The sequence below is a fragment of the Marinobacter sp. V34 genome, from assembly GCF_055524115.1.
The window spans coordinates 269,363-282,812 of sequence record NZ_JBUPZY010000003.1; the positions used below are offsets into that span (position 1 = coordinate 269,363).

11 protein-coding genes are annotated in these 13,450 nt (G+C 56.4%); 6 read left to right on the forward strand and 5 right to left on the reverse strand.

Annotated features, from left to right (window positions below):
- The first annotated feature begins 69 nt into the window (after positions 1-69).
- From purE to AC0B60_RS06775, 6 genes are all read left to right on the forward strand, one after another.
- Positions 70-561: a 5-(carboxyamino)imidazole ribonucleotide mutase gene (gene purE / locus AC0B60_RS06750; RefSeq protein ID WP_465084992.1), complete on the forward strand. Its 492-nt coding sequence runs from the start codon at positions 70-72 to the stop codon at positions 559-561.
- A 181-nt stretch (positions 562-742) separates the two neighbouring features.
- Positions 743-1,885 carry a 5-(carboxyamino)imidazole ribonucleotide synthase gene (locus AC0B60_RS06755; RefSeq protein WP_465084993.1) on the forward strand — a complete coding sequence of 381 codons (1,143 nt, stop codon included), beginning with the start codon at positions 743-745 and terminating at the stop codon, positions 1,883-1,885.
- Positions 1,886-1,955: 70 nt separating this feature from the next.
- A complete protein-coding gene (gene sodB / locus AC0B60_RS06760) occupies positions 1,956-2,534 on the forward strand; it encodes a superoxide dismutase [Fe] (RefSeq protein ID WP_036210113.1) in 579 nt (192 codons plus the stop codon).
- 258 nt (positions 2,535-2,792) lie between these two features.
- Entirely contained in the window at positions 2,793-4,853 is a 2,061-nt protein-coding gene (locus AC0B60_RS06765; RefSeq protein WP_465084994.1) for a putative bifunctional diguanylate cyclase/phosphodiesterase, read from the forward strand.
- A gap of 38 nt (positions 4,854-4,891) precedes the next feature.
- Positions 4,892-5,479, forward strand: a complete 588-nt coding sequence (locus AC0B60_RS06770) for a LemA family protein (RefSeq protein WP_465084995.1) — start codon at positions 4,892-4,894, stop codon at positions 5,477-5,479.
- An 11-nt stretch (positions 5,480-5,490) separates the two neighbouring features.
- Positions 5,491-7,464 (forward strand): M48 family metallopeptidase, encoded by a 1,974-nt coding sequence (locus AC0B60_RS06775; protein ID WP_465084996.1) that lies wholly within the window; start codon positions 5,491-5,493, stop codon positions 7,462-7,464.
- 18 nt (positions 7,465-7,482) lie between these two features.
- On the opposite strand, the gene gspD is transcribed toward AC0B60_RS06775, so the two are convergent.
- The 5 genes from gspD to groES form a co-directional block, all read right to left on the reverse strand.
- Positions 7,483-9,435 (reverse strand): type II secretion system secretin GspD, encoded by a 1,953-nt coding sequence (gene gspD, locus AC0B60_RS06780; protein WP_465084997.1) that lies wholly within the window; start codon positions 9,433-9,435, stop codon positions 7,483-7,485.
- A gap of 32 nt (positions 9,436-9,467) precedes the next feature.
- Positions 9,468-10,319 carry a type II secretion system protein N gene (locus tag AC0B60_RS06785; RefSeq protein WP_465085174.1) on the reverse strand — a complete coding sequence of 284 codons (852 nt, stop codon included), beginning with the start codon at positions 10,317-10,319 and terminating at the stop codon, positions 9,468-9,470.
- Positions 10,320-10,324: 5 nt separating this feature from the next.
- Entirely contained in the window at positions 10,325-11,119 is a 795-nt protein-coding gene (gspN, locus tag AC0B60_RS06790; protein ID WP_465084998.1) for a type II secretion system protein N, read from the reverse strand.
- 166 nt (positions 11,120-11,285) lie between these two features.
- Complete coding sequence (groL, locus tag AC0B60_RS06795; protein ID WP_465084999.1) at positions 11,286-12,938, reverse strand: chaperonin GroEL; 1,653 nt, start codon at positions 12,936-12,938, stop codon at positions 11,286-11,288.
- A gap of 65 nt (positions 12,939-13,003) precedes the next feature.
- Positions 13,004-13,291: a co-chaperone GroES gene (groES, locus tag AC0B60_RS06800; RefSeq protein WP_465085000.1), complete on the reverse strand. Its 288-nt coding sequence runs from the start codon at positions 13,289-13,291 to the stop codon at positions 13,004-13,006.
- Positions 13,292-13,450 lie beyond the last annotated feature (159 nt).

Here is a 13,450-nt window from a genome sequence, read left to right on the forward strand (position 1 = left end):
CGACCGTTTGCATGGCCACGGGGCCTTACATACAATGTCCGGCTTTCTCACATATCAGGACTGTTGCATATGCAGCCGCTTGTAGGACTCATCATGGGCTCGAAGTCTGACTGGCCCACCATGGAGCACGCCGCCGAGATGCTGAACAAGCTGGGCGTGCCTTACGAGACGAAGGTTGTCTCTGCCCACCGCACGCCGGACTTACTGTTTGATTATGCCAAGACTGCCTCTGATCGGGGCCTGAAGGTAATCATTGCCGGCGCGGGCGGTGCTGCTCACCTGCCTGGTATGGTCGCGTCACAAACGTCACTGCCGGTCCTTGGTGTTCCCGTCCAGTCCAAAGCACTCAACGGTCTTGATTCGCTGTTGTCCATCGTACAAATGCCCGGCGGCATTGCGGTTGGCACCCTGGCAATTGGTAAAGCCGGGGCCACTAACGCTGGCCTGCTGGCGGCTCAGATTATCGGTACATTCAAGGACGATGTCCGTATAGCGGTCGATGAGTTTCGCGCTAAACAGACACAGACAATCCTGGATAATCCTGATCCCAGCGATCAATAATCAGGCATCGGACTTTGGTGTACGAGCGGGTGGGGGATGCTTTCCAAAACACGCTCCTTGCGGCACATCCACGTGGCGCTTGGGCTGCGCCATTCATGGCTCCGCACAGTTTTGGAAAGCATCCCCCACCCACTCCCCGAACTAATGCAGATGCCTACTAATTAAAGGCAGGAGACAACGAATGAGAATTGGTGTTTTAGGGGCCGGTCAGCTTGGCCGGATGTTGGCTCTGGCTGGCTACCCGTTGGCCAAGACGTTTGTTTTCTATGACATGTCAGGTAATCCCAGTGCCGGGCTGGGTGAAGTCATTATTGATCGAGACGGTCAATACCTGGACGACCTCATTTCCCGGGTAGATCGGGTCACCTATGAGTTCGAACACTTGCCGGTGGACGTAGCAGAGCGAATTGCCAAAGAAAAGCCGGTCCACCCCTGCCCCCGAGCGCTGCAGGTTTGCCAGAATCGAGAAGCTGAAAAGACGCTCTTTGGCGAGCTTGGCATACCCACACCAGAATGGAGAATTGCAGACAGCGCAGAGTCATTGCAGGTCGCTGCCGAAGAACTCGGTTGCCCGGTGGTTGCCAAATCCAATACCGAAGGTTACGACGGCAAGGGACAGGCAGTTCTCCGTTCACCGGAAGACGCGGCAGAAGCCTGGAAATCCATTGGTCATCCGCGCTTGATCGTCGAGAAATTCGTCGAGTTTCGCCGCGAAGTGTCCATTATTGCCGTTCGTGCCGAAGACGGTGAACTGGCGTTCTATCCGATGGCGGAAAACGCCCACCACGAAGGTATCCTGCGTTATTCCATTGCCCCAGCTCCAAAGCTGGAAAAACATGTCCAGGAAGACGCAGAACGCTATATCAAGGCGCTTCTGAACGAACTGAATTACGTCGGTGTGCTAACGCTTGAACTCTTTGAAACCGCCGAAGGTCTGGTCGCCAACGAAATGGCACCGCGGGTGCACAACTCTGGCCACTGGACCATCGAGGGCGCGCTGACCAGCCAGTTCGAGAACCACATCCGTGCCGTTAGCGGCCACCCTCTGGGAAGCACCGATGCTCGCGGTGTCAGTTGCATGATCAATATTATTGCCGCGCACGGCGACATTGAACGAATCCTCGAACTGCCTTACGCTCATGTACACCTCTACAATAAAGGCGAGCGCCCGGGCCGGAAACTTGGCCATGTGACCGTTCTGGCGGACAGCTACGAAGAATTGGTCTGGCGGGTAAAAAACTGCGCCCAGTTTTTACCCGGTTGTCCAGAGTTTAAAAGCACCCTGTCTGTACAGTCGGCAGGAAGCACCAAGGGGTTGATATAGCTCAAAGCGCCCCTATATTTAATAATGGCTTACATACACATAAACAGAGAGAATCAGGGAGAACGACCTCATGGCATTTGAACTTCCCGCACTGCCCTATGAAAAAAACGCACTGGAACCACACATCTCTCAGGAGACTCTTGAGTACCATTACGGCAAGCACCACAACACTTACGTAACCAAGCTCAACGGCCTGGTCGAAGGTACCGACAACGCCAACAAGTCGCTCGAAGACATTATCAAGAGCGCCAGCGGCCCGCTGTTCAACAACGCTGCCCAAGTCTGGAACCACACCTTTTACTGGCACTGCCTGAGCCCGAACGGTGGTGGTGAGCCTACAGGCGCGGCCAAGGACGCTATCGAAAAGGCCTTTGGCTCTTTCGAGGACTTCAAGAAAGAATTTAACGACAAAGCCGCCAACAACTTCGGCTCAGGCTGGACCTGGTTGGTGAAGAAGGCAGACGGTAGCGTTGCCATTGTTAATACCAGCAATGCCGAGACGCCACTGACGACCGCCGATAAGCCGGTACTGACGGTCGACGTCTGGGAACATGCGTACTACATCGACTATCGCAACTCCCGTCCGAACTATCTGGAAGCGTTCTGGAAACTGGTTAACTGGGATTTCGTCAACGAAAACCTGGCGTAACAGCGCTTCGGATACCTTGCAGGCAACAATCTGCACGTACAAACGCCCGCGCATTCGCGGGCGTTTTCGTATCTGTGATACAAACGATCTTACAAATTGATACACCCGCAGCCTGAATTATCTGGAAGAATTGCCGATACTGGATACAGTAAGTGAAAACTGAACCATACTTGAAAAAGAAAACGTCAGCCGAGCCCCCTTTGCCCCAGGTGAGCGGTACCGGGTCTCATTCAGTTGGAACGAATCAAACAGGCCTCCATGCAAAATTCTTTTGAGGTAGAACATCGCCTGGGGTACCGGGTGCTGCGATGGGTACTCGCCGTGGCGTTAATTAGCGGGATTATCGTCAGCACTGTCCAGGTCATCCTTGATGCCGGACGGGTATCACAGTCCCTCGACGATCAGGCGCGGCAAACCATGGCACTGGTCAAGGACGCATCGACCCAGGCCGTTTTCAGTATCGATGCTGACCTTGCCCAACAGGTGGTTGATGGCCTGTTTGCCCAGGAAGCCATGCGTGTCGCACGCATCACCCATCCCGATGGCGAACCTCTCGGCAGCCGTGACCGCCCCCTAAAGAAAAGCACCTCCCGCCAGATTACGGACCCAATTTTCGAATCTGAACGTTACTATCGCAAAGAGCTTTCCCGGGACACTAGCGCCGACAATGTTTACGGTTACCTTGAGCTAAAATACGATACCGGTCCGGCTGCCCGAACCTGGCTTGAGCGCGCCTCCATCACCTTCGCCTCCGGCATCGCCATCGCCATCATTCTCGGAATGGTGCTGTTTGTGGTTTTCCATCTATTGCTGACACGCCCCCTGCTACGAATCGTACGCTCTGTTAAACAGGTCAACCCGGATCACCCCGACGATAACCTGATCCACCTGCCTCACGGCCACCAGAAAGATGAATTGGGCCTTTGGGTCAACGCCACCAACAACCTCCTGGTTGCCATTGGCGACAGTCAGACCCGCCACCGGGAAGCAGAAGATCGTGTTACACGGCTTTCAAGGTACGATCAGCTAACAGGCCTGCCCAGCCGTGACACCTTCATGGAGTTGTTCCAGGCCGATATTGCGGACGCCAGTGAGGACAACATGGTCCTGTCACTGATCTGTTGCGGCATTGATGACTTCAAGTCCATCAACGAGCAGTGCGGTTTCCGCACGGGCGACATGATCCTGCAAACCGTAGCCGATCGCCTTACACAGAAGCTCGGCGGTACGCGCTTTACCATTGCTCGACTGGGCAGCGACCAGTTTGTTGTGGTGGAGAAGGGGTTGAGGGACGGATTCCAGGCAGCGGACACTGCCGACCGTATATTGGCATCGCTCAGCAAGCCGATGATCTTCGATGACCAGACCATTACCATGACCGCCACGCTCGGCATCGCCCTATTCCCCGGAGATGCGAGTAAAGCCGACAGGTTACTGCAAAACGCCGAACAAACCATGGCCTTGGCCAAGGAAGGCGGACACAACTATTTCCAGTTCTACGTTGCCAGCGTTGACCAGGAAATTCGTGAACGCAAACAGCTTGAGAAAGACCTCTCCATCGCTCTCCACAACCAACAGTTCCACTTGGTCTACCAACCGCAGGTCAACCTGGAAACCCACCGAATTATTGGGGCGGAAGCGCTGATTCGCTGGGAACATCCGGAGAAGGGCCTTGTGCCACCTGATCACTTCATACCGGTGGCCGAGATGAACGGCAGCATCGTGGAAATCGGCCAGTGGGTTCTGGATCAGGCCTGCTGGCAGGCGGCGCGCTGGGCCAGCGATGGCATGCCTCTGCGCATAGCGATCAACCTTTCAGCGGTACAATTACGCCAGAACAACATCGTGGACGAGATTCTGGATACCCTGAAACGCCACAACATCCCCGCCGGGCGTCTTGAGCTGGAAGTGACCGAGACCAGCTTCATGACCAATCTGGAAGACGCCGTGAACAAGCTGAAACGTCTGCATAAAGCCGGCATCAGCATAGCCGTGGATGATTTCGGTACCGGCTACTCTTCACTGACCTACCTCAAGCGTATGCCGGTTCAGCATCTTAAAATCGATAAGCAGTTCATTCATGACCTGCTTATCAACGAGGAAGATACCCGAATTGCCAACACCATCATCGACCTTGGCAAGAGCCTGAATCTGACGGTGGTGGCTGAAGGCGTTGAGACCGCCGAGCAGGAATACTACCTCGCGCAACGTGGCTGTAAACTGGCCCAGGGTTACTACTTCAGCAAGCCACTCAAGCCCCACGATTTCGTGGCATTTGTTGATGGCTTTCACAGCAGAATTGTCGAAAATAATGCCTGACCACTGAGTCACCCCACCTGGAACGCAAGGAACCGCCCATGGGAACCACACTGATCGGCCTGATTGTTATTGCAGTCGTTGTTGTCTACATCGTGTTTATCTACAACCGCCTGGTATCCCTGAGAAACCAGTTCAAGAACGGATTTGCCCAGATTGATGTCCAGCTCCAGCGCCGCCATGACTTGATTCCCAACCTGGTGGAATCGGCCAAGGCCTACCTTTCCCACGAACGCAACACCCTCACCGAAGTGATGGAAGCCCGAAATAATGCCGTCAGTGCTCAGAAGGACGCTGCGGGCGATCCAGCGGATGGGGGGAAAATCCAGCGTCTGGGAAGTGCCGAGAACATGCTCTCCAAAGCACTCGCCAATTTTTACGCTGTGGCAGAAAACTACCCGGAACTGAAAGCCAACGAGACTATCCAGCAGTTGATGGAAGAGCTGTCCAGCACAGAGAACCGTGTTTCTTTTGCCCGCCAGTCCTACAACGATGGTGTCATGAGCTATAACATCTTCCGGGAACAGTTCCCCAATAACATCGTGGCCGGGTTGTTTGCCTTCAAGCCATCGTCACAGCTGGAGCTGGAATCTCCCGAGGCCCGCCAGGCGCCGAAAGTCGCCTTCTGAGGCCTGCTGTCATGGCACATCCCGGTTTTTTCCAGCGCCAGGCCAGCGCCCGCCGCAACACGGGCCTGCTGGTGGTTCTGTTTTTGGCAGCCGTGGTGATCATCACACTCTTGGTTTGCCTGGTGGGTTATCTGGTAATTCGCAGCGAATACACTGGATTGGCGTTTACTGACTGGCTAATGAGCCGCCATGGGCTGTATACAACGATGGCGGTAGTGGCCTTGATCGGCATTGGCTCCCTGATCCGTTGGGCGGACCTGTCAGGTGGCGGCGAACGGGTTGCAAAAATGGTCGGTGCTCGGGCTATTGACCCCGCCACTAGGGACACCGACGAGCGCAGGCTTCGCAACGTCGTGGAGGAAATGTCCATCGCCAGCGGTATCAGCGTGCCCGATCTTTACGTGATGGACCACGAGACCGGCATCAACGCCTTTGTGGCCGGCTACACGCCCGGCGAAGCGGTCATGGTCGTTACCCACGGGACCCTGACACAACTCACCCGTGATGAGCTCCAGGGCGTTGTTGGCCACGAGTTCAGCCACGTTCTCAACGGCGATATGCGCCTGAACGTCCGTTTGATCGCTATCCTGGCAGGCATCCTGATGATCGGACAGATTGGCGCCTTCCTGCTCAGAGCATCCTTCCACCGCTCTCATGTATCCAGCCACTCATCCCGTGATCGACGGGGCCAGGCGGTTTTCGGGCTGGTAGGGCTGGCGCTGCTGATTATCGGCTATGTCGGCGTATTCTTCGGAAGACTGATTCAGTCCGCAGTATCACGGCAACGGGAAATGTTGGCAGATGCCTCTTCGGTTCAGTTTACCCGCAACCCCGAAGGCATTGCCGGCGCGCTGTTCAAGATCGGCCTCAAAGGGGGCTACCTGGACACCACGAGCCATGCCAGTGACATGAACCACATGTGTTTTGGCGAAAGCGCACGCATGAAATTCGCAGCATTGCTTGCGTCCCACCCCCCGGTGCAGGAACGTATCGAGGCCATCCAGCCGGGCATGTTTGCCCGCCTTCGCAGCAGGCTGAGAGACAGTGAGCCGGGGAGCGCTCTGCGATCCGTGGGCTCCTCGGCCCCGTCAACCAGTGCTGTGCCGTCCAGTGGTGCAGTTTCCGGCTTCAGCGCGGGTGGCCGCGGTGCCTCAACGTCCCCCCTGAATAACCGGTCATCGAATAATCTCTCCGCCGCCGTGGGTACCGTCAACAAACGTAGCGAAGACTACGCCATGGACCTGCTCAATCGGTTGCCCTCAACGTTTCGCAACCTGCTCTATACTCGCGCGGGTGCTATCCAACTGTGCTACGCACTGCTAATTTATCAGCTGCCGCCGCCATCACAGCAAAAACGTCTGGCACTTGTGACCTCCGGCTCCCTGTTTGCCCCGAATACCGAACTGCTGGAGAAACTGTTGCCCGCCCTGAACTCGCTGGGCGATGCGGTACGATTTCCGGCGCTGGAATTGGCCATGCCGGCCCTGAGAAAATTAGACCCGGACGAGCGCAACCAGTTGATATCCTGTACGGAGGTATTGATCAGGGCTGACAACCGCCTGAGCCTCTTCGAACTGGCGATGCATACGTTTCTTCGTCGTCACCTGGCCGTGGACTCGGGCCGCGTGGTTCCGGTGAGGCACCGTGGCTACCGGCCCGTCGTTGGCCATTTACAGGTGTTGTTCAGTCTGATGGCGCGTGCAGGTGCCCAAGAGGGCACCGACAGCAAGACGTTGTTTGCGGAGGCAATGGCAGGCTTTACAACCGGGCGAGAACATCCAGAGATGCTGGAGACGACATCCATCAAGCATCTGCGCGATGCGCTGTTGGTGCTGAACACCCTGTCGCCACTGCTAAAGCCCGCCATTCTCGATGCCTGCGGCCATTGCGTGCTTGCGGATGGGGAGATCAAGACCACGGAATACGAGCTGATCCGCCTGGTGGCGGATCAGCTGGACTGCCCGATGCCGCCACTGGCGGCCTGAGATCAGGCCCTTAGGCGATCAGTTAGACTGGGGCCGAAACAGGGAGTCTTTCGTTGGTGGCCTTTCCGGATCTGGCAGGCCCAGCTTCTTGCGCACACCGAGATTGATCTCCCAAAGGCTCTGGAACTTCTCATCCGTGGCGGCAACGGCATCGGCCTTACCCAGCATGATCGTCGGGCGCAGGAATACCAGGAGGTTGCGTTTCACCCGGCGCTCGGATTCGGAGGAAAACAGACGCCCCAACACCGGGATATCACCCAGCAGGGGAACCTTGCTCTTGTTTACCTGCAAGTCATCGGTCGTCAAACCACCCAGAACGATGGTTTCTCCATCATCAGCCAGGACCGTGGTCTTGATTTCCCGCTTATTAGTAATGATATCGGAGGCGGACTCCACGCTGTCGCCAATATTCTCGGTGGTCTGTTCCACTACCAGGCGTACAAGACCATCGGCGCTGATGGTAGGCGTCACCTTCAGGGTGAGACCGATATCGCGGCGCTCAATAGTGGTAAATGGGTTGGTTGTACCGTCACCCGTGACGGTGGATTGACCGGTACGGAAGGGTACATTCTGACCAACGATGATTTCAGATTCCTGGTTATCCAGGGTAATGATGCTGGGAGTGGACAGCAGATTTGCCGCCGCCGAGGTCGACAAAGCCTGCAGCAACACACCCCAAGACACGCCGTTCTCATTCCGCTGGCCGGCGCCAATGGTAATACCGCCGGTGGCCGGCGCAATCACCGAATCGGAAAGGATAGCACCCAAAACGTCGCCAAGGCTTCGGCCGACGTTATTGAAGTTGGTACCGGCGACTGGCGTGGACCCGCCAGACTCATCGCCAACGGCCAACTGGACACCAAGGTCCTGCCCCAGTTCATCGCTGATCTCGACGATGGCCGCTTCAATCATTACCTGGGCGCGACGAACATCCAGCGCCTTAACGATCATTTCAGCTTCCTGCATCATCGACGGTTCACCACGTACCACAAGCGCGTTCAGACCCTCGTCGGCGAACACTGAAAAGCTGGTATTCCGCCCGCTTCCGGTACTGCCGCCAGCACCGCCTGAACCTCCAGAGGATTCCTTGGCCACCTCACCCATCACGCCCTTGAGAATCTCGGTAAGATTCTCCGCGTCCGCGTGGCTCAGGCGAATGACTTTGGTTGTGCCGCCAGTGGCTGAGGGTTGGTCCAGCTTCCTGATCAACTCCCGCATCTTGTCACGGAAGGTTTCATCGCCCCTCAGGATAAGTCGGTTACTGCGCTCATCAGCCGTTACGCTGTACTTGCGAGCAGCGTTGTCGCCACCACCCTGACCCAATTCCGCCGGGGCCAGTTCCTGCAGCAACTCGACCATATCGCCCACCCAGGCCTCCTCAAGCTGGATCACCTCCACCTCGTATTTGGAAGGACTGTCGAGCTCTCTCACAATCTGTTCGATGCGCTGGATATTGGAAGAGTGGTCACTGACGATCAGGGCGTTGGCGGCCGCCACACCAGCCAGGTGGCCATATTTGGCCACGAGCGGCCGCAGGATGGGCACCAGTTCAAGGGCATTGGCATTATCAATCTGGATAACACGGGTAATCAGCTGCTCTGAGGGTACCTTCGTAAACCGCTCCAGAGACTCAGCGGATTGTTTTGCATCCACTTGCTGAACCACTTTGATCACTTCCTCACCGGGAATGGCCGTGAAGCCATGGACCTGCAATACAGCCAGGAACAGATCGTAAATCTCGTCCTTGTTCATGGGGGCGCTGGACAGAACGGTCACCTTACCCTTCACCCTTGGATCCACCACAAAGCTGTAACCGGTGATATCCGCCACCTGGGTTACAAAGGCACGAATGTCAGCGTCCTTGAGGTTCAGTCGCCAGGTTTCCGTTTCCTGCCCGTAAACAACAGACATCAGGGGCATCAGTAGGGCCAGAACAAAGGCCCGGAATAGTTTGGATCTGTGGTTAAGCATCTGGCGTTATTGTCCTGTATCGTTAAATCCGTTCATCGCCACTGTTCAGGTATGGCATAGCTTACGGTCAGAATGGATCCGTCCCGTTCAATTTCTATTTCCAGCTGCGGCTCAGACCGCCAATTTTCAAAAAGCATCATATCCTGCTCAAGGTCGCCCAGCCGCTGCCCATTAACGGCAGTGATCACATCGCCGGCCCGTAGGTTGACAGCATTGAGCATGGCATTGGAACCATCGTACACATAACCGGACGTGCCTCCCTCCCCGGTCGGGCTCAGCCCATATGGTGCCAGCGCCGCGACCCCCTGGGAATCAAGCTGTTCACGTGCGTCACTCAGGAACTGCTCTGGCGAGGACGCCGGTTCCGCCAAATCTTCTTCCACGTCTTCAAGCAGGCCTGTCGTCAATTGTTCTTCAAACGTCAGGGTTTCGTATTGCCCATTCCTGCGAATCAGCACCCTGCCCGGCTCCACTTCCGCAAGCTCGGCGTTACCGGGCAAGACATCCCCCACACGATAGTGCTCTGTCACTCCATTGCTTCCCGCAACTATAGCACCGGAGTCCTCCGGGCGCTCTGCCACCAGCACACCTTCAAGCCTGAGGTTGAGCCTGGTTTCCGGTGCCGATCGGCGCACCACTTCCGCGACACGGGTTTGTTCTTCAGCCCTGCCAAACACCTGGTGGGCCGCCAGTGGCTGTAATCGACCGCCACCTGAAACGCTCGCGTTGCTATCAGAGGTGGGCGAGATGGCGACCGGACGGTCATCCCAGGCGATGAGCCATGTTGTCTGCGCCAATACCAGGGCAACATAAACCACGAGGCCCGCCAGTAACAAATTGGCCAGCAACCGGGGAAATCGCCCGCTACCGATGACAGCCGCCATTGCCGTCACAGCGCACCTCCCGGAATCAAAGGCTGCTTGACCCTAAACACGACATCGCTGGGGTTTGCGGAATCTGGCCAGGGTTGGTCGGCCAGGTCGATCATGCGCTTATAGATTCGCAACTCCATCATACCGTTCCAGCGAATCTCGGCATCCGCCGCCGGGCCTTCGCCGTCCTGCTCTGAAATGACCAGCGCAACGCCATCGGCCGTACTGTCCATAGTCGCCCGCATGGGCGGGAAATCCGCCTGGCCAACGTTGTTCCCCATTGGCCAGGTAACCTGGCCTCCAGCCCAGCGGCCAACACCATCTGCCTGGGTCACGCGGTTGTCCCGCCAGGACAACACCAATCGATCAATGGTGACGTCACCTTCGATGACAGCCCCACCGCTGCTCCGGATCAGGTCCTCAAATTCAGCGACTGCCAGATGGCCACTGGCGCTGAGGGTGCCTGCCCCCTGCCACCCGAGGCTAACATTGCCATTCACGGAAGACTGTGACGACGACAGTGAAAAATCGACGGGTAACGATAATCCAGGAACGGACGGCATGCCCAGCCGCCACCCAAGCCTCACAGGATAACCGGCGACCACCACACCGGCAGCGCCTGACCAAACCCTACCAGACACCTGACTGACCTGAACTTCCGGAGGCAGCGCAATGTAGCTGGACGCCTGATGCCAGAGCCATCCGGCCGGTACGAGAACCACCAGTGCCACCAGATAAATCAGCACGCCGGCCAAGGTCAGCAGGAACACCTTGCCGGGTCTGAGAAAGGCTTTTGTAGGGGTTTCGCTCATACAGTGTCACAAAGATGAATGGCCGGTTGCCGAGTCTAGCAAAGCCATTTCGCAAGTTCATGACAAAAAAACAAAAAACCCCGCATCGGTGTGAACCAACGCGGGGTTTTTCGGGTTTATGGGGCCATTCCTCAAAAATTGAGAATTGGTCCGGGTCAGGCCGGCATTACATCATGCCGCCCATACCTCCCATTCCGCCCATACCACCCATGTCCGGCATACCGCCGCCGGCACCTTCTTCTTCCGGCTCGTCCGCGATCATCGCCTCGGTGGTGATGATCAGGGAAGCCACGGAAGCGGCAGCCTGCAGTGCGGAGCGGGTCACTTTGGCGGGGTCAAGGATACCCATCTCCAGCATGTCGCCGAACGCTTCAGTGGAGGCGTTGTAACCATAGGAACCTTCACCTTCCAGAATCTTGTTCACAACAACGGAGGCTTCGCCACCGGCGTTGGTCACGATCTGGCGCAGCGGGGCTTCCATGGCACGGCGCAGGATGTTCACACCAGCCTTCTGCTCTTCGTTGATGGCGTCAACCTTGTCCAGGGCTGCAATGGCACGGATCAGGGTCACACCGCCGCCCGGCACAATGCCTTCTTCAACCGCAGCACGGGTGGAGTGAAGGGCGTCTTCAACGCGGGCCTTCTTCTCTTTCATTTCCACTTCGGAACCGGCGCCAACTTTGATGACGGCTACACCGCCAGCCAGCTTAGCAACACGCTCCTGGAGCTTTTCCTTGTCGTAGTCGGAAGAGCTGTCTTCGATCTGCTTACGAATCTGCTCTACGCGAGCTTCGATATCACCCTCTGCACCGGCGCCATCGATGATGGTGGTGTTTTCCTTGGTGATGTTGACACGCTTGGCAGTACCCAGATCGTCCAGGGAGGTGTTCTCCAGGGTCAGGCCAACTTCTTCGGAAATAACAGTACCACCGCTCAGAATCGCGATGTCCTGCAGCATTTCCTTACGACGGTCACCGAAACCAGGCGCCTTAACGGCCGCCACTTTCACGATACCGCGCATGTTGTTGACAACCAGCGTTGCCAACGCTTCGCCTTCGATGTCTTCAGCGATAATCATCAGCGGCTTGCCAGCTTTGGCAACGGATTCCAGCACCGGCAACAGTTCACGGATGTTGGAGATCTTTTTGTCGACCAGCAGGATGTACGGGTCATCCAGTTCGGTGGACATGTTTTCCTGGTTGTTGATGAAGTACGGAGACAGGAAACCACGGTCGAACTGCATGCCTTCAACCACGTCCAGCTCGTCTTCCAGGCCTCGGCCTTCCTCAACGGTGATAACGCCTTCTTTACCAACCTTCTCCATCGCATCTGCGATCAGCTTGCCGATGGTCTCATCGCCATTGGCGGAGATGGTGCCTACCTGAGCAATGTTGCGGCTGTCATCACAGGGCTTGGACAGGTCGCGAATAGCCTGTACGGCAACCGTTGTCGCCTTGTCGATGCCACGTTTGAGATCCATCGGGTTCATACCGGCCGTAACGGCCTTGATGCCTTCCCTAACGATCGCTTGCGCCAGAACGGTCGCAGTGGTGGTGCCATCACCGGCAGTGTCGTTGGTCTGGGAAGCTACTTCCTTGACCATCTGCGCACCCATGTTCTCGAACTTGTCTTTCAGCTCGATTTCCTTGGCGACGGATACGCCGTCTTTGGTGACGGTCGGCGCGCCGAAGGACTTGTCCAGAACCACGTTGCGGCCTTTCGGGCCCAAAGTTACCTTTACTGCGTCCGCCAGAGTGTTTACACCCTGAACCATACGTTTGCGGGCGCTGTCACCGAATCTAACGTCTTTAGCTGCCATGTCTTCTATTCCTGTTCGTTAAACCCAATTTAATCGTTCAATCGGATTGCTGTGTAACCGAGTGCTTACTCGAGAACACCGAAAATGTCGTTTTCGCTCATGATGAGCAGGTCCTCACCGTCAACCTTTACGGTGTTCCCGGCATACTGGCCAAAGACCACGGTGTCACCTACCTTTACCGCCAGCGCGCGGGTTTCGCCATTGTCGAGAATACGGCCATTACCTACGGCGACAACCTCGCCCTGGGATGGCTTCTCTTTGGCATTACCCGGCAGCACGATGCCACCAGCTGTTTTCTCTTCTTCTTCCTTACGGCGCACGACAACACGATCGTGTAGCGGACGAATTTTCATTGCTCGATATCTCCAATGTCAGGTTAGGTTTGGCAATGATGGTTGCGTTAAAAGCCGAGGCCTTTAACCAACTGTTTTACAGCGGTTATTAGCCCGCAGCGAACTTGTGAATCCTATGTGGGGGTGGCCGGTGCGTTTTCAACACTTCGCCGAAAAAAA